Source organism: Metabacillus litoralis (genome assembly GCF_020524045.1).
Taxonomy (GTDB): Bacteria; Bacillota; Bacilli; order Bacillales; family Bacillaceae; genus Metabacillus; species Metabacillus litoralis_C.
On sequence record NZ_JAIVKL010000013.1, the window covers coordinates 54,123 to 71,622 of the forward strand.

16 protein-coding genes are annotated in these 17,500 nt (G+C 31.9%); 7 read left to right on the plus strand and 9 right to left on the minus strand.

The features are described 5' to 3' along the window. Positions 1–10 precede the first annotated feature (10 nt). The 4 genes from LC076_RS17360 to LC076_RS17375 all read left to right on the plus strand — a co-directional run bounded on the left by LC076_RS17360 (position 11) and on the right by LC076_RS17375 (position 4,348). Complete coding sequence (locus LC076_RS17360) at positions 11–589, plus strand: Mu transposase C-terminal domain-containing protein (protein WP_413466004.1); 579 nt, start codon at positions 11–13, stop codon at positions 587–589. A gap of 19 nt (positions 590–608) precedes the next feature. Then, a complete protein-coding gene (locus tag LC076_RS17365) occupies positions 609–1,730 on the plus strand; it encodes an ATP-binding protein (RefSeq protein ID WP_226670347.1) in 1,122 nt (373 codons plus the stop codon). 14 nt (positions 1,731–1,744) lie between these two features. Further along, on the plus strand, positions 1,745–3,094 hold the full coding sequence (locus tag LC076_RS17370; protein WP_226670348.1) for a TniQ family protein: 1,350 nt from the start codon (positions 1,745–1,747) through the stop codon (positions 3,092–3,094). Between the two features lie 732 nt (positions 3,095–3,826). Next, positions 3,827–4,348: a hypothetical protein gene (locus LC076_RS17375; RefSeq protein WP_226670349.1), complete on the plus strand. Its 522-nt coding sequence runs from the start codon at positions 3,827–3,829 to the stop codon at positions 4,346–4,348. Positions 4,349–4,519: 171 nt separating this feature from the next. Here the strand turns inward: LC076_RS17375 and LC076_RS17380 are convergent, their stop codons facing one another. Further along, positions 4,520–6,070 (minus strand): sensor domain-containing diguanylate cyclase, encoded by a 1,551-nt coding sequence (locus LC076_RS17380; RefSeq protein WP_226670350.1) that lies wholly within the window; start codon positions 6,068–6,070, stop codon positions 4,520–4,522. 444 nt (positions 6,071–6,514) lie between these two features. Further along, positions 6,515–8,569, minus strand: coding sequence for a catalase (locus LC076_RS17385; protein WP_226670351.1), 2,055 nt, complete (start codon positions 8,567–8,569; stop codon positions 6,515–6,517). A 434-nt stretch (positions 8,570–9,003) separates the two neighbouring features. On the opposite strand from LC076_RS17385, the gene LC076_RS17390 reads away from it, so the two are divergent. Together LC076_RS17390 and LC076_RS17395 are read left to right on the plus strand one after the other, a co-directional pair. After that, a complete protein-coding gene (locus LC076_RS17390; RefSeq protein ID WP_226670352.1) occupies positions 9,004–9,369 on the plus strand; it encodes a hypothetical protein in 366 nt (121 codons plus the stop codon). Between the two features lie 196 nt (positions 9,370–9,565). After that, entirely contained in the window at positions 9,566–9,928 is a 363-nt protein-coding gene (locus LC076_RS17395; protein WP_226670353.1) for a VOC family protein, read from the plus strand. 57 nt (positions 9,929–9,985) lie between these two features. On the opposite strand, the gene LC076_RS17400 is transcribed toward LC076_RS17395, so the two are convergent. The 7 genes from LC076_RS17400 to LC076_RS17430 all read right to left on the minus strand — a co-directional run bounded on the left by LC076_RS17400 (position 9,986) and on the right by LC076_RS17430 (position 14,838). After that, positions 9,986–10,168, minus strand: coding sequence for a hypothetical protein (locus LC076_RS17400; protein ID WP_226670354.1), 183 nt, complete (start codon positions 10,166–10,168; stop codon positions 9,986–9,988). Between the two features lie 338 nt (positions 10,169–10,506). Further along, positions 10,507–10,677, minus strand: a complete 171-nt coding sequence (locus LC076_RS17405; RefSeq protein WP_226670355.1) for a hypothetical protein — start codon at positions 10,675–10,677, stop codon at positions 10,507–10,509. Between the two features lie 140 nt (positions 10,678–10,817). Continuing rightward, positions 10,818–10,964, minus strand: coding sequence for a YjcZ family sporulation protein (locus tag LC076_RS17410; RefSeq protein ID WP_226670356.1), 147 nt, complete (start codon positions 10,962–10,964; stop codon positions 10,818–10,820). A gap of 171 nt (positions 10,965–11,135) precedes the next feature. Next, positions 11,136–11,390 carry a YnfE family protein gene (locus LC076_RS17415; RefSeq protein WP_226670357.1) on the minus strand — a complete coding sequence of 85 codons (255 nt, stop codon included), beginning with the start codon at positions 11,388–11,390 and terminating at the stop codon, positions 11,136–11,138. Positions 11,391–11,489: 99 nt separating this feature from the next. Beyond that, on the minus strand, positions 11,490–12,071 hold the full coding sequence (locus LC076_RS17420) for a hypothetical protein (protein ID WP_226670358.1): 582 nt from the start codon (positions 12,069–12,071) through the stop codon (positions 11,490–11,492). Positions 12,072–12,090: 19 nt separating this feature from the next. After that, entirely contained in the window at positions 12,091–12,717 is a 627-nt protein-coding gene (locus tag LC076_RS17425) for a TetR/AcrR family transcriptional regulator (RefSeq protein WP_226670359.1), read from the minus strand. A 429-nt stretch (positions 12,718–13,146) separates the two neighbouring features. Next, on the minus strand, positions 13,147–14,838 hold the full coding sequence (locus LC076_RS17430; RefSeq protein WP_226670360.1) for a methyl-accepting chemotaxis protein: 1,692 nt from the start codon (positions 14,836–14,838) through the stop codon (positions 13,147–13,149). 450 nt (positions 14,839–15,288) lie between these two features. Here LC076_RS17430 and LC076_RS17435 point away from each other — a divergent pair, with 450 nt between their 5' ends. Next, on the plus strand, positions 15,289–17,169 hold the full coding sequence (locus LC076_RS17435; protein WP_226670361.1) for an LTA synthase family protein: 1,881 nt from the start codon (positions 15,289–15,291) through the stop codon (positions 17,167–17,169). The last annotated feature ends 331 nt before the right edge of the window (positions 17,170–17,500 follow it).

Below are 17,500 nucleotides of genomic sequence, written 5' to 3' on the forward strand. Positions count from 1 at the left end.
ATAGCCTAAAATTTTAACATTACCGACAACTAAAAAAGGTGAAGCAAAAGTTTTGCCTGGTTATGGAGTAAAGATAAATAGAATTTATTATTGGTCTCCTGTTTTTAGGAATGGGTTAGTTGAGAACAGTAAAGTTTTTGTTAGATACGATCCATTTAATATGGGAATAGCATATGCCTTCGTGAACAAAAGGTGGGTAGAACTTCAGTCAGAAAAATATAACATTTTAAAGAGCCGTTCAGAAAAAGAAGTTAATATTGCATTTGAAGAATTAAAAAGAAGAGCAAAGCTGAGTGAAAAGAAACAAGATGTAACTATTAAGATGTTAACAGATTTTATAAACTCTATTGAAAGCGAAGAGTTGTTGTTAATACAACGACTTAAGGATAAAGCGCTGAGAAACCTTTATGTTATTGAGGGTGGGAAAACATCACAAGAAAGAATTGAACAGAAATCTACATCAAACGAGTCAATCGATAATGATAACATTAAGTTAGTTGTTAATAATCAGAGTAAGGAGCTTGTAAATAAACAGAAGAAAAAAGTCGATATCTCAGAGCTAGAATTTGAGTCATATGAAGGGTTGTGAATAGATGGATAAGTTCCCCATGGAGTTACTTGATAAGCCGCCAGTTGAACGTATACACTATTTTAATGATTATACTGTTGCTCATCCTTTTTTTCTGGTGGCTTACAAAACCCTATTACAAAGAATCCACAATCCTTCTACTAAAAGCATTTTTTTGGTATACGGACCAAGTGGTGTTGGAAAATCAACATTGATTAAGAAAGTTGCTGAGAAAATAATAAATGATTTAATGGATCAAATCATTAGTAACCCTGGATTTATTCCTGTTACGGGAATAGAAGCTAGAGCACCAGATAAAGGCTACTATGATTGGAGAGATCATTATATTCGGTCTCTGTTAGCATTAAAGGAACCACTAGTTGAACATAAAGTAGATATAAAGAAGAAGCCTGATATAGAGATTAAAGTAAATGATGTAAACAGGAAATTAAGAAGTTCCTTAGAAACAGCATTAAAATATAGAGAGACTTTAGCATTTTTCATTGATGAAGCACAACATATCTCTTTTAATTCATCTTCTAAATCATCAAATAATCAAATGAACATGATAAAGTCACTAGCTTCAACCACAAAGACACCACATATTTTATTTGGTACATATGAAATTTTAGATTTTAGAGACTCGCTAGGACAATTATCAAGGCGGGGGCTAGATATCCATCTTAGAAGATATGATATTCAAAAGAGTAATGAGCAAAAGATGTTTATACAAACTTTGTGGAATATTCAAAGGCAAATCCCCATTCAAATTGAGCCAGAGTTAATTGAGCATTGGGAATATTTTTATCAAGTAAGTTTAGGATGTATAGGGATTCTTAAAGATTTGATATCAACCACTTTAGAATATAAACTACTTGAAAATCCGGATGCTAGTGAGTTGACACTTGGGGATTTTAAAGAGTATGCATTGACTCCAAACCAAGCCTTTAAATTGGCACAAGAGGCGCTTGATGGAGAAGCTAATGTTAAAGTTAATAACAGGAGTAGAGATGATGTGTTAAATTTGCTACTAGGCAATAATAGCAATACTGATGAAGAAGAAGAAATTGCAACTGATGAAGAAAAAGTACAAGAGAACAAAACTAAAAAGAAACGCAAAGTTGGGGAAAGAAATCCAAAAAGGGATGCTGTTGGTGAGTAGGAGGTTAAAGGAATATGTTAATACAACATAAATTATTTGAAAGTCGCAGTACCCTTTATAATTTAAAGCCTATCGGTATAAATACAGATGAGATAGAGAGCTTAACAAGTTACGTAACTAGATTGAGTACAGCACATAATGTTACTCTAGGTGTACTTTTTAATGAGCTAATATATCCAATTTTAAGAAAAGAGAGCCGACCAAGGGATGGGGTTACAGCAAAAAGGTCGGCTGCTTATAATAACTTCCATCAAAGTGCAATTGAACTGACTACAGCATTACATAATTTAACTCATATTAAAAACCTAGAATTGTTAACTGCAATTGGTTTTAACAACTTCTTTTCAAGTAATGAGATTAGAGGTCAGAAATTCTGGTGTCCGATTTGTTATGAAGAGACTAAAGAAGAACGAAGAATTATTTATGATAAGTTAATTTGGAGTTTTAACAATTTAGAAATATGCCCAAAGCATAATTGTAGATTAGTTTCTTATTGTCCAAATTGTAATTCAATACAATATCATTTTCATAGAATAGGAGAGTTAGGTTATTGTTATGATTGTGGTACGTGGCTTGGAATAACTAGCTTTAGAGAGCTAGAAAAATTGTCAGATGATTATATTCTGTGGCAAGATTGGGTTGCCAAAAATATTGGTAAATTAATTCAATTAAATATACAAGAAAGACAAAATTGGAACAATAAAATAAACATATCTGACTACACCTGGGAATATATTTTAAAAATACAGAAACAATCACAAAAAACAAAGATGGAAATTGGTAATATTTCAAATATCCCCTCGTCACTTTTTAATGTTTGGCAAAGGAAAAAACATAAGCCTAGTCTATATTCATTATTGAAACTAGGTTTTATTACTAACAATACATTATTTCAGTTTTTTTCAGAAAGCTGTGACATTAGTACACAATTGAAACCATTACCTAATTTCATTTATAAAAGTGACTTGCGAAAATCCGCCAGAAAATATGATATTGAACAACTTAGAAATAAATTAAATAAAATAATAAATGAAAACAGATCTAATCCACCTTCACTAAATCAAGTTGCAAAAGAACTAGGTTTTAAGAAAACTGAAACGCTGAGAAAAAAACTCCCTAAAGAGACAAAAATTATAGTTGACCAGTACAAAAAGTATTTAGAAGATAATAATGCAGCAATGAGAAACGAAATTAAAGATACTGTTATTAAACTGCATGAACAAGGTGTATATCCCTCGCAGACATTAATAGAAAACCAATTGGGAAAACCATCGTTATTCTGGAAAAAATCTTACCGAAATACTTTAATAGATATATTTATAGAACTTAAAATTGAAAGACAGAAGGGCCCAACCCATTCTTAAAGCTCATTTCTCAAAAAATAGTAAATATTTTCAACTTACATTCCTTAGATACTATCCTTTAAGATTCTATCATCTGAGAAAAATATTTATTAATGTAACATATGATTTTATATGACTCTATACATGTGTGCCAAAATACTTTCTTTAAGTATTCAGCTCTTGTATAGAGTCTTTTTTGTTATAGTATTAAAAAAACAGTGTATTGAAAAAGGTTTTGAATTCAACCATAAGAATTCTTTGGGTATTTTTTAAAGCCATAAACCTTCATAAAGTATCGTTAAATTATCATAAAATATCTATTATAAGGTCTTCTTACTATAGTAGATAGAAAAAGTCAGTTATAAAAAATTAGATAAATATTTTATATAAGGGTTTGGAAAGCTTATGGTTGAATTTATTAAAACATATGGTTGAAGTCACAAAATTAATTATAACAATCTCCTTATTTTAATATAGAGGAGTCATTAAACTATAAAAAACCTTTTATTAGAATCACTTTCTGCATTACTACATTGAACATTGAAAATAAAAGAGACTAAATATTAAAAAAAGCTTCTTCAAAAGCTAACTTTTTATTCATCAATTCTTGATTATACTTCCCACTTCGTAGAGTAACCTTATCATAGTTTTCAATTATCCATAATGCACGTTTTTATGAATATAAGCCCATTCTTTCTTTGGTGGAGGTAAACTCTGGTAATTTATTATTCTAATTTATAAAGGATGTATATTATGGGAAAAAATCATTATTTTGAGAAATCATTTCCTCCTAAAAGAATTAAAGATGTTGATTATATATTAAAACATTATTTAGAAGGAATAGAAATTTCTAAAGAAAATAAACGTATAAAATTTATTTTGGATGATCCATATTCTCCAGAAATGGAGCTGATTAAGGGAGTTTACGTAATCTATAAAAAGCCAGTACTCGAATTGCTTGAGGGAAGAATCCGTTCGATTAATAGCCATGAGTTTTATACCAGTAAAAAGGAAAATAGAACTATTTCAGATGAAGATATTGAGTATGTATTAGAGACGGCGACAATTGTAGCGCTCGCAAGTGATAACAGCCAAATACTTACAACATATTTTATTGCCGGTTCGGGAGAAAAATTAAATAGCATATTAAACTTATGTCGAGGTTACTCAAAAGATTTAGAAAATAATGAGTTTAAAGTTAGTTTGCAAAGCTTCATTGATGATATTGAAATAGTTAAGGAAATGGGATTACTAGATGAAATAATTGTTAAATAAGTAATGTGGAAGAAGAGTTTGTGAAAATTTTATAAGCTTGTATGTAAAAGACCCTCAATCCATTAGTTTGAGGGTCTTTCTTTTTTGAGTTAAAATTACTCATCAGTGATTTCATAAATATCATTTTAGTAGTATTTAATTTTATCTAAAGTAAACTTTTTAAATTGTCATTTATTGTTTACTTTCTGCAATGATTGTTCTATTTCGACCTTCATTTTTGGCAATATACAATGCTTTATCGATTTGATCTAAGGCTTCCGTTTTATAAGCGTTTGAATACGGAACACCACCAACTCCTAGAGAAATGGTGATGGTTGAATTAACCGGACTTATACTTAGCTGGACTCTTGTCCTTAATTTTTCAGAAATTCGATATGCTTCTTCCACTGAAGTTTCAGGGAGAACGAGTAGAAATTCTTCCCCACCAAAACGAAAGCAATGACCTTTATCCTTTATTTCGTCTAAAACTATGTTTGCAATAAACTTTAGAACTTCATCACCCATCAAATGTCCATAGGTATCATTCACTTTTTTGAAATGATCTATATCAAACAGAACCATTGAATACGTATCAAGATTAGAAGTCATTTTATTAAATGAACGACGATTTAGAAGACCGGTAAGGTGATCGAATTGTACTTCTTTTTCGAAGTTTAGTATTTGCATATTATAGTGGGTAACCAATTTAAAAATTGTCCTTTTTAATTCACTAATCTCCAGAGAATTATTGTTAATAACTGGTGTTGGTGTCTTTTGATTTGTAGCTACATCTTTAGCATATTTTGTTAATTTCCGAAGAGGGGAAAATATTTTCCTTAGTAATAGAAATGAAAGTAAATAAATGATAATAAAAATTGGTACAGTATATTTTATTATATCTTTAACAGAATTCAAGGCAGGGGTCATAATGGATTTCTCCGGAGTTTGGCTTATAATTCCCCATTCACTTGTTTTAACTGGGGCATAACCCGCCAGCATTTTTATTCCTTTTGTGTTGATGACTTTTTCCTTACCAGCATGTCCTTTTGTAACTTTTGCTACGACTTTATTCTCTATTACAGTGTCTCCAATACGTTCACTTTCAGGGTGATAAATGATTTGACCTTTAGAATCCACCACATAAACATAGGATCCATTTGAATGGGATGGATGTAAACTGAGAGTATCTTGTAGGCTGTTTATTTCATTTAGATGGATGGTACCCCCAAGAAACCCAAAGTATTCACCATTTGTTTTATTATATACAGGTACCGAAACTAAAACGACGTTTTTGCCCGTTACCTGGCTCCTATAAGGTTGAGAAATGGTAGTGTATTTTTTAAAAATCGCTTCCTTTACCCCCATTGTTGTCACTTTGGTTCCCTCGAGTATTAATTTTGGAGTTGATTTTACGATATAGCCTTCTTTATCAACTAAATAAATAGCATTAAAAAAGTTGGATGATTTTAAAAGTTGATTTAGTTCAACGACTAGATCAGGATCATCCAAATTTGAATAAATATTTGCAGCACTAACTTCAAGTGTGTTTATCATATTTTGAAATAAGAGATCCGTAGTTCCAGCTAGTTTTTCTGAGTATACCGCATTCTCTGTTAGGATATTTTTTTGATTATTTTCTTTGCTTTCAATCAAAGTTACATAAGTAACTCCAATGAAAGTAGCAAGCATCGCGCAGGATATTAATAGTAAAATGATGGATTGTAAAGATAACTTTTTAGTCATTTTATTCCTTCTAGATAGAAATTTATTAGAGTAGTTAGTACTAGTTGCAAAAGGCAATATTCAATAATAATTATACTTCTTAGTAAGCTGAGATGTAAGAAATTTCTTTAGGATATTTATTCCATTGAAATAGGGCTTCAATCAATTGTGTTAAGTTTTTCATGGGTAGACTTATTCATTTTACGTGTTACTACTATTAATCCATAAAGGTGTTATATTTTAAAGTGAGATTCATTCCCCATGGAGCCTAATCCTAATACCGTTCTTTTTTAAAAAAACTACTATTTTAAGTGTGTTTTATCTGTAAAAAATTATTCATCGATTCTTCTCTTTAACTAGCTATGAAGACTCTTTAGTATGCACTAAATCGTATGAAAAATAACAATAAAAAGGTAGAGAAATCCCTAACTTTGGATTCCTCTACTTTACTAGTTTGATAGGAACTTAATGATTCAACTGGCGGTCCCAATGACGATGGGTAGAAATGGCTTTGATAAAGTGTTGCGAGAATGTATCCATCTTTTCAGTCTCAATGACCACTCCAGGACTTTCTTCAGCGATGTTCTTAGGAAGCCAGTTAATGCCTTCAAATGTTGCTCCAATTGCTTTGAAATGAGAGAATGCTTCCTTGATAAAGTCAGCCGCTTCTTGTTTGAATGTCTGACTTATCTCTTTTCCTCCACCTGCATAAATCGCATCGAATAAGACTGAATCGCAGGTGAGGAATGTATGATCAACTTCAAGCTCTTTATCACCCGATCCTTTTAAGTGACCAAGCTTATCACTGATAATTTCAACTTGTATACCTTCTTCTTTTAAATTGTTACAAACATTCATGACCTCTTCACCGTTAAAATCGTTACCGAGAATCAATCCTACTTTACGAGTATTCGGTACTTTCTTCGTATTTAATTGACTTAATGCTGGAGAGAACTTTGTGACATTCGATCCGCCTGCTTTAGGTGGGTTAGCACCAATTGCTGACGCAAATGCAGATGCTAGATCTACGTTGACATTTGCAAACATATCAACTACCTGCTGTTGTATAGATTTGCTTTTTACCTTTCCAAGCTCAAAACTAAATGCTTTAATGATATGTTCTTTCTCAGGCTCACTCATACTGTTCCAAAACAAAGTAGCTTGAGAGAAATGATCTTTAAAGCTATCACTTCTACTTCGAACCTTATGTCCGTCTACTTTTTCCTGATAATGAACATATCCACCTTCCTCTTCACTTGCAGGTTTAGGTGTATTGTTAGCTAGTGAATTTTTATGATAGCTTACTTTTCCTACGTTAATGGTTTGACGGCCATATCCATCACGTTGATTATTGAAGAATGGGCAAACAGGTCGATTTATTGGTAACTCATGGAAGTTAGGTCCACCAAGGCGAATTAATTGTGTATCTGTATAAGAAAACAGTCGGCCTTGTAGCAATGGATCATTCGTAAAATCAATACCTGGGACAACATGACCAGGATGGAATGCGACTTGCTCTGTCTCTGCAAAAACGTTATCTACATTTCGATTTAATGTCATCTTACCAATGATTTTAACGGGTACTTCTTCTTCAGGCCAAAGTTTTGTTGGATCTAACACATCAAAATCAAAGTTAAATTCATCTTCTTCAGCAATTAATTGCACGCCTAACTCGTACTCTGGAAAATTTCCTGATTCAATGGAATCAAATAAATCACGGCGATGAAAATCTGGGTCCTTACCAGCGATCTTCTGAGCTTCATCCCATACAAGAGAATGAACACCTAATACCGGTTTCCAGTGAAATTTTATAAAATGGGCTTTTCCTTCATCATTGACAAAGCGAAATGTGTGGACGCCAAAGCCTTCCATCATTCGAAAGCTTCGAGGAATACCACGATCTGATAAATGCCACATGATCATATGTGCGGATTCTTGATTATTTGCTACAAAGTCCCAGAATGTATCATGTGCACTAGCTGCCTGGGGAATTTCATTATGAGGTTCAGGTTTAACGGCATGAATTAAATCAGGAAATTTAATAGCATCCTGAATAAAGAAAACAGGAATGTTGTTTCCAACTAAATCGTAATTTCCTTCTTCTGTATAAAACTTTGTCGAAAAACCACGGGCATCTCTGACCGTTTCAGCTGAGCCACGTGAACCCGCTACTGTTGAAAATCTCACAAAAACAGGTGTTTTTACAGCTGGATCTTGTAAAAATTTTGCTTTCGTATACTGTTTCATAGATTCATAAACTTCAAATTCACCATGTGCTGCAAAGCCGCGTGCATGAACGATACGTTCTGGAATTCGTTCATGATCAAAATGAGTCATCTTTTCACGAAAATGAAAATCCTCCATTAACGTTGGACCACGTTCTCCTGCTTTTAAAGAAAATTCATCTTCAGATACCTTTAATCCTTGATTTGTCGTTAAGTTTTCCCCTTCATCCTTAACACGGAATTGTTCCAATTGCTCATTTTTGCTATTTCCATTTATCTTATCCTTGCTATTCATAAAATCGCTCCTTTTTATTAGTCTTATATGTAAAATCAGTCCATTATTACGTACCCATCTAAGCAGGAGAAAAAACACGTATTTTGTAAAAAGATTTAATTAGTAGGTGACTGTCATATAATCTATTGATAAATACACCGGGCCATATAGGATTCTGTGATTTTATGAATGGTTTTTAATAGGTCCAAGTGTTTCAATATGATTTAAAGCAAAATATTTTATTCAACAATCAATCAAATTAGATCACTACTAACTAATGTATAAAAATGGGTAGTATTTCACTTATTTAAACCAATATATCCCATAAAGGTATTGATAATTTCAAAGGTCTAGATTAAAGTAATATTTAAAATAATTGTTTGTAACACTCACTCTTTTTTTCTAAATGAATTTACATAAAAATATTAATAGATTTGTGAGAATGGGAGGGTTAAATGGCGATTCATAAAAATGATCTTTATAAAATTACTAAAGATTCTATACGCTACAAATCATTATCTAAACAATACTGTTTATTAGTTGATTCAATGAAACAACTAAATAATGAGCGAGATTTAAATAGTATTGATAACTTTGTGCTATATTTAACGATTTATACTAAAGTTAGGAAAATAAATAGAATACAAACAAAACATTTCATCTTATTTGCAAGAAATCAAATTCAAAATTGTCATGATCAACCGACTGAGGTGACATTAAAAGAAGTAGTTAAAACATTAACTACATTAAAAGAAATACATAAATTAAATACAGATGTTTCTTTAATGAATTACAAATTCTGGTGTGAGGTATTTAAGTGATATTCCTGTGATATCAATCTTTATTAATCTAGCTATTTATTCAAGAGAAGAGTTATGTATGGGGACTATACTAGAACTAAAGAGTAAACCTTAAACTACAATTAACGATAAACTTTATTCTAGAAGTAGAAGGAATTCACGATAAAATGGAGAAATCTTACATATAATCTTAAAGCAGAATTAGGAGATGTGTATGATGAGTGGACAAACAAACGGAAAACTAGTAGAGCGAATTGACGCAGTATTTCTTCCTGTAAGGAATCTTAACGAGTCACTGATATGGTATCAAGACATTTTTGCATTTGATTTACGTTGGAAAAATGAACGGATGTGTGGACTTGCAATAGCACCTAATTGTGGATTTCACCTCGTCGAAATCTCTGACTTTCAACCTATCACAAAATATACTCCATTTAATTATGTTGTTAAAGATGTTGAAGAAGTTAGAAATATGTTAATTGAAAAGAAGGTAACGGTTTCGGATTTAAGAATTGGAGAACCTAAACGTTTTGATTTGGCAGATATTAATGGAAATATGATTAGTGTTATAGAATTATAATCGAAAATACAAATTTGCTAGAAGTATGAAATAGAGAGCTCCATTTTTGGAGCTAAGTTACTTTTTCTTAATAGTCTCTATAAGTTTAATTAATAGAGTTATTATAATGGACATCATTAACAGTAGAACGAGCCCTATTGACATGGCTCCCGTTTCATCTCCATTGAACAAGTTAAGAAATAAGAAAATTAACAGTAAGCTACCAAAAAATACTAATAAAGTCATTGAAACGAATCTCATGAAATTCCCCCTTATGATACATCTTAAATTTTTGAGGAAGTATATTGAGAGTTTTTTGTTTCACAGTCCGTAAAGATATTGAAGAAGTCATTTTCCTCACGCTAATTCCTTTGATTAGATGATATTTAAATCCTATTTTATGTTCATTCAACTCTTTGTATCTATCATTGATCTATTTCATCATGATGTGAACAGTAACATCGTATTATAATAACTCTTACACTTCAACAAAAAGTGAAATTCAAGACTGAAGTAGTGGAGGTAGCTGAAAAACGCAACTGAATGAAAAAAGATGACACCTGTAAATACAGAATCATCTTCTTCCATGTAATATTTTCTTATTCATCATCATTTAAATCAGCTTTATCATATTCATTTAAGTATGGGTTTTCTGTCGTAGCAAAAGTAACAGACTGAAGAATTTCTTCTGGGTCCATTCCGTAATGTTTTTTTAATTCTGCCTTTGATAACTCATCATTTATAATGGGGGCATCTTTATTTTCCTTCATGGTCCACCTCTTTTCTTGTTCCTATTTTCCGATAGGATCATTACATTTATGCAATTATGCAAAAAACTCTTATGTATAATTTGTTGATAAAGAAGTAAGAGAGATGCCTTAGGTACAAGCATCTCATTTTAATTAATTTATTAGCACCATGCTGCTCCTACAATGATAAGAAGTATGAATAAAACAACGATTAACACAAAAGGATTAACTCCAACTGGTGCAGCAACAGGAGCTGTGTTTCCGTAGCCGCAGAAGCCACCACCAAATCCACCATATCCGTAACCCATAAAAAAAGCACCTCCATTTCACATTAGATCAATACATACTATGGATATATCCTATAATTGTATAGACACTAACACATTTATCATTAAAATAAAGGAGAAATGAAAGGGGTAGGGTGATGGTAAGATTGTGAAGAAAAAATAAAACAATGAAAAAAACACCCCTAAGGATGTTTATTTGGTGTTTTGTTTGTAGATCTCATCCAGTTGAGTTTGCGAAATATCTTTATTTGCGTAACCTACAGCAGCGTCTACAAGTTTATCAAAGCTTTCAGAAGATCTAGTTTTCATCTTTAGATTGTGTTCTAACTTCTCAAGATCTTCCTTTTGTCTTAATAAGTCTTGTTCTCTTCCTGCATAATCAGGTTCATTCATTGTTAGGGAATTTTCCTTAACAACATCAATATAGCGTTGTAATTGATCGTCCATATGGCCAAACTCCTTTGAGCAAATGATTTCAATTTAGTATGTACTAAATTGAAGGACTCATTCAAAAGAAGTACGTTAAAACCTGTTCACATTTCTAAGTCATTTGTCGATATTCATTTTGTTCTTTTCTAATTTCTTAAAGCCCCAATAAATGAAGAACACACAAAGTAGTAGGCCAACAATAGCTGGAATCATGATGGATTTGCCTGATTCACCAGCAGAAAAAATACTCCACATCATTTTACCGAAAGCCATCATAATAATGACAGATAAACCAATCCACAAATTTCTTTTCCAGAATCCTAGGCCTAATAATAAGAAGGAGATGGGTACTAATAAAGTTAATAAGATTTTCGATATACCCCATTCACTTGTTAAATAATCAACTTCATACTCAAGAAATAATGCAACCTGTTCGCTTACAATTTCTGGTTCTGGAAACCAAAACATACTTGTGAAAAGGCTAAAAATTGTGATTGAAATGCCACTCCAACTTTTTTTATAAGCAAAATAGCAAAAAGGTATCAAAAAAATAGGACGAATAAACCAGCTTAATTGATTGTGGTGACGAGCAAAAGCCCATTCTAGAAAATCCCTGTTGCTTATAGCAAAGATAAAGAACAATAAAGTGAGAAATGCAAAAATAGAAGCAATTAATTTATCATATTTCTTAAAAAACATGAGTAACACCTCATTTATTTTATTTTGTTACTATGCCATTCTTTAAGATGAAAAGTAAGCGGTCTAAGGATTGTATTAATTCTTCACTTTCAAAACCTATATCTGGATGCTTTAAAAAATAATCTGCAAAGGTAGCATTGATTGTGTTAATTAAATAGATGAGCATGTCTGAATCAATTTCTTCCGATATTTCTCCAGATTTCTTTCGTTCTTCTATAACGTTAATGAAAAATTGGTGACTTGCTTTTTGGCTATCACCTTCTATTTCACTTTTCAATTCTTGATTTTTTAGTGTAAGAAAATCTGTTGCAATGGCTGCAAGCTTGGGTTCATTTTTATAAAAATCAAGACCGCTAATAAATAGCTCACGAATGAAAGGAATAAAATTCATTTCCCCTATTTTCTCGGTTAAAGAGTTAGAGTAGTGACTTTTTCTGCTCCCAATAATATTGATAATGATGTATTTATAAAGATCATCTTTATCTTCGAAGTATTGATAGAAACTTCCTCGAGGGATTTTAGCACTTACAATTAATTTTGAAATACTCATTTTTTCATAGCCTTTATCAAAAAATTCATCTACAGCAGCTTCAATGATATGAATTTTTTTATCTTCAGGTAAATTAAAAAAGGTTTGAGTTGGCATGTAAGTTATCTTCCTTTCAATTATGACATGTGTGTCATATGACGATAATGTCATAATAAATGATTTTTAGCTAAATGTCTACTCCATTTAGATAAAGATTTGTTGATGAGATAGTGTTGAACGAATGGCTGATCATGGGGGGTAAAGCATGAAGGAAGATTGTTGATAGTAAAAGGAGGTTGGGACATAAGTATTTTAACAAAACAGGAACCGAACAATGATTGTAGGGTAGTTCCGTCGCTCCTGAAATATACTCCGCTTTCCGCGGGAAGCTGGCAAGCCTCCTCGTGCTACGCACTGTGGGGTCTAGCCTTTGCTTTTCATCCCGCAGGAGTCTACGTATATTTCATCCGCTAAGCAATTACTTTGTTCGAAGTTTTTGTTAATTAGTACGTTATGTCCCAGCCTCTCTCTGAGGTCTTATTTAGATTAAACTTTAAATTTGCCAACAATACTTTGAAGATCTTCAGCCATTTTAGAGAGTGAAGAGGAAGAGGCTGTAATCTCCTCCATTGCTGCAAGTTGTTCTTCAGCAGATGCCGAGACACTTTGTGTGCCAGATGCTGTAATGTCAGAGCTCTTAGTAATTTGTTCAATCGATTGGACAATTAATTTAGTGCCAGTAGACATTTCTTTTACAGCAGAAGTTACTTCTAGAATTTGTGAAGATACTTCAGAAATAGATTGCTGAATTTGCTCAAATGATTTTCCAGTTTCGTTGACAGAGGTAATTCCCTCAGCGACTTTGATGGTTGTATCATCCATTGATTTGACGGTATTGTCTGTATCCATTTGTATTGCTGATATTAATTGTGAAATTTCCGACGCTGATGCTGTGGATTGTTCAGCCAATTTACGCACTTCATCAGCCACAACTGCAAACCCACGTCCTTGTTCACCAGCTCTTGCCGCTTCAATGGCTGCATTTAATGCAAGTAAATTTGTTTGTTCAGCTATTTCTGTAATGACTTTGATAATATCGCCAATTTGACTTGAACGTTTTCCTAGTGTTTTCACTTTTGACGAAAGTTCATTAACAGTAAGGTTAATATCATTCATTTGTGAGACAACAGTTGTTACGAATTTATTACCTTCATCAGCCATATCTGCAGCATGAAGAGCGGTTGTTTTGACAACCTCGGAACTGTCAGAAATCTGGTTAACAGATAATGATAATTCACCAATCGTTTTCGATGTATCTTTCACACTAAGGGCTTGTTTTTCTGTTCCAACAGCTACCTCTTGAACTGTCGAGGAAATTAATTCAGTTGCTCGCGTTGTTTCTTCTGAACTTGCTGTTAATTGCTCAGATGCGGCAGCTACTTGTTCAGAATAAAAACTTACTTGTTGAAATAATTCTCTTAATTTTCCAATCATTTGATTGAAAGATTGGGCCATTTCACCGAGTTCATCTTTCGAGTGTAAGTTGATTAATTGGGTAAGATCTCCTTCGCCTTCAGAGATTTCCTTTAATCGACTATTCATCATGCTTATAGGTTTGTTTATAGATCTAATGATAAAAAATGACGCAATTGCTCCTCCGATAATTGATAGCAAAATGGTTGTATACAATGTTATGTTAGCGATTGTTTGTTTTTTATCTAAGAGTATCTTATCTTCTTCTATTTCGTTCGTTAATTTATTAATAAATTGCTCGATACTAGGATCAACCAGTTCTTTACGGATACTTCTCTGTTCATCCATATGAATGGTCATGGCTGCTTCTTTATCACCAGCTAGATAATTTTTGATCATTTTTTTATTTGCTTCGCTGTATGTTAACAAATTGGTTTGAATGGAATCGATAGCTTCTCGATCACTTTTACCGAGGCTTTTTATTTTAGTAAGTTCATTGAAGTAGTTTGCTAGTTGCTTTTCTTTTTCCTCTATACCTGTAATTAAATCCCGATCACCAGTAAGTAAGAAGGCTCTTTCATCATTAGAAATTCCTGTGAATCTGTACTGTAATGACTTTAAGATTAATTGAACTTGTTCATCCTCTTGTATTTCAAGATAGGAGTTTTCTGTTGCTTTTAATTGAAGTGCTGACCACACACCTGTAATGGTTAAGGCAGTAATTAATAATGAAACTAGTAATACTAATTTGATTTTGATTTTCATAATTTCCCCCAGTAATTCCATTGTGTAAATGTCAAAAAACGATAAAATTCGACATTTTTCTATTTAAGAAATAATACCACATTGTGGCTGGATAAACTATATGATGAAGAGTGTTTATCATAGATGGGAAAATTTACTGAATGATAATGAAATTGAAGCGTAAAAAAGAATGACTAGTTTTTAGTTACAGAAAATAGGGAATAGTTAAATTGGTTATGTGTTCATAGAGGAAAAGCAATGAACTCTACTTGATAATTAGCGTGTTATTTGATATATTAATTCCGTTTATGAGTCGTTACATAATAATAAATATTTCGAAGAGTATGTTTTTACTATTACGTGATATATAGCAAACATGTACAAGCTTTTTAATGGCAAATACCTTCGTATAACAATATTTGTATGTTAAATTATATTTAGGAGATTTGAACGATCTTAAGGGAGGAAAAGATGTTAAAAAACTTAATAAGCAAATATCATTTTCTATTTTTAGCGGTTGTCCTCATGTGGATAAAAACCTATATTGTTTATCAAACTAGTTTTGAGATAAAAATAGAAAATATAATGCAGTCTTTTATTCTATTTATTAACCCACTAAGTTTCTTTCTTTTGGTCTTTGGTTTCGGTTTATTTATGAAACAAAAAGCAAGAAATATATATATTATTGCTGTTAGTACAGTGGTTACAATTTTGCTGATCTCTAATATGATTTTTTATAATTTCTATAATGATTTTTTGACCATTCCATTATTGTTTCAGTCTAGTAATATGGGAGATTTAGATAGTAGTGTTCAAGAATTAGTGAAACCGATTTATTATCTATTGTTTATTGATATTTTATTGTTAATCTGGATAGCAATGAAACATAAATTTCAAAAAGTAGATATTGTCCCATCAAGAGAAAGAAGAGCTTACTTTTTACTTGTTACCGTTGTTTTTGTTATTAATTTAGGGCTTGCTGAGATTCAACGTCCTATGTTATTAACTCGTTCATTTGATCGTGAGGTATTAGTGAAAAACATTGGGATTTTTAACTTCCATATCTATGATGCTATTATCCAATCAAGTACATCAGCACAAAGAGTTCTAGCTGATAGTGATGAACTTGTGGAAATCCAAAACTATATCAAAGCGAATAAAACAAAACCAGATGAAGAGATGTTTGGTATTGCTAAGGATCGTAATGTGATTTTTGTTTCTTTGGAATCAACGCAAAGCTTTGTTGTCAACGAAACGTTAAATGGCAAAGAACTTACACCTTATTTAAATGATTTTATTGATGAAAGCTATTACTTTGAAAATTTTTATCACCAAACAGAACAAGGCAAAACATCTGACTCAGAATTTTTAGTGGCAAATTCACTATATCCTCTTGGAAGAGGAGCGGTGTTTTTCACACATAGCGAAAATGAGTACAATTCGATGCAAGAAATCTTAAAAAGTAAAAATTACTATACAGCTACATTTCATGCAAATGATGCAAGCTTTTGGAATAGAGATATCATCTATGATGCATTTGAGGTGGACCATTTTTATGATTTGAAAAGCTATAAAGTAGATCAAGAGAATTCTGTCGGATGGGGATTAAAGGATAAAGAATTCTTCGAACAGTCTGTGGATTTAATCAAAACACTGCCACAACCTTTTTATAGTTACTTTATCACGTTAACAAATCACTTTCCTTTTGAACTAGAAGAGAAAGATAAGTTAATAGAAGAATTTGATTCGACTAGTGATATTTTCAATCGTTATGTAACAACCATTCGATATCAAGATGAAGCGCTGAAAAGATTTATTGAGAAATTAAAGGAATCTGGACTTTATGACAACTCCATAATCGTTTTAATGGGGGATCATTATGGAATTTCTCAAAATCATAATGAGGCAATGGCGAAATTTTTAGGTAAAGATGAAATTACCCCGTATGATAACGTGCAATTACAGCGTGTGCCATTTTTAATTCACATTCCTGGTATAACAGATGAAAATCCAAAATTAATATCAGATGTTTCTGGTCAAATTGATATTAAACCAACACTTTTACATTTACTTGGTATTGATACAACAAAATTGATTCAATTTGGGAATGATTTATTTTCACCTGATCGAAAGTCATTTGCTGTTTTGAGAAATGGTAGTTTTATCACAGAAGAGTACATCTCTATATCTGATGTTTGTTATAATCGTCAAACTCAGGAAGTGATTGAAGCTGACAATGCTTGTGATGTTTATCAAGATAAAGCACATAGTGAGTTAAGTTTCTCTGATAAAATCATTTATGGTGATTTATTACGATTTTATAATGAAGAAAAAGTGAGTACGGGGAATTAACTTCTCCGTACTTTTTGTGATGGACTGTTTTACTGAAAGAATGTTATTTAAGGCTCCTTTCTGAAAAGAATCATCCTCGAGAATATATTGTGGGATTCACATTGATTAATTTAAGTTGAGATACGTTTTTAAAATTAAAAATTAGGTTAGAGGTAAAAGGCTTCAATTAAATTAATTTTATGTTTTGTACTTGCTATTGTTAGAAAAATAAAGAATAAAGAAGCTTTCACTTAATGTTTACGCTTACACTTAACTTCACAAATGAGTCAAAACAATATATAATCTCTTATGTTAATAACGGACCCGACTTTCATGAGAGTTGAAAGTCATA

Bases quoted from the DNA above. Each gene is read 5' to 3' on its own strand.
- LC076_RS17365 (WP_226670347.1), top strand. From the start codon at position 609: ATGGAGTTACTTGATAAGCCGCCAGTTGAACGTATACACTATTTTAAT.
- LC076_RS17370 (WP_226670348.1), top strand. From the start codon at position 1,745: ATGTTAATACAACATAAATTATTTGAAAGTCGCAGTACCCTTTATAAT.
- LC076_RS17375 (WP_226670349.1), top strand. From the start codon at position 3,827: ATGGGAAAAAATCATTATTTTGAGAAATCATTTCCTCCTAAAAGAATT.
- LC076_RS17380 (WP_226670350.1), bottom strand. From the start codon at position 6,070: ATGACTAAAAAGTTATCTTTACAATCCATCATTTTACTATTAATATCC.
- LC076_RS17385 (WP_226670351.1), bottom strand. From the start codon at position 8,569: ATGAATAGCAAGGATAAGATAAATGGAAATAGCAAAAATGAGCAATTG.
- LC076_RS17390 (WP_226670352.1), top strand. From the start codon at position 9,004: ATGGCGATTCATAAAAATGATCTTTATAAAATTACTAAAGATTCTATA.
- LC076_RS17395 (WP_226670353.1), top strand. From the start codon at position 9,566: ATGAGTGGACAAACAAACGGAAAACTAGTAGAGCGAATTGACGCAGTA.
- LC076_RS17400 (WP_226670354.1), bottom strand. From the start codon at position 10,168: ATGAGATTCGTTTCAATGACTTTATTAGTATTTTTTGGTAGCTTACTG.
- LC076_RS17405 (WP_226670355.1), bottom strand. From the start codon at position 10,677: ATGAAGGAAAATAAAGATGCCCCCATTATAAATGATGAGTTATCAAAG.
- LC076_RS17410 (WP_226670356.1), bottom strand. From the start codon at position 10,964: ATGGGTTACGGATATGGTGGATTTGGTGGTGGCTTCTGCGGCTACGGA.
- LC076_RS17415 (WP_226670357.1), bottom strand. From the start codon at position 11,390: ATGGACGATCAATTACAACGCTATATTGATGTTGTTAAGGAAAATTCC.
- LC076_RS17420 (WP_226670358.1), bottom strand. From the start codon at position 12,071: ATGTTTTTTAAGAAATATGATAAATTAATTGCTTCTATTTTTGCATTT.
- LC076_RS17425 (WP_226670359.1), bottom strand. From the start codon at position 12,717: ATGCCAACTCAAACCTTTTTTAATTTACCTGAAGATAAAAAAATTCAT.
- LC076_RS17430 (WP_226670360.1), bottom strand. From the start codon at position 14,838: ATGAAAATCAAAATCAAATTAGTATTACTAGTTTCATTATTAATTACT.
- LC076_RS17435 (WP_226670361.1), top strand. From the start codon at position 15,289: ATGTTAAAAAACTTAATAAGCAAATATCATTTTCTATTTTTAGCGGTT.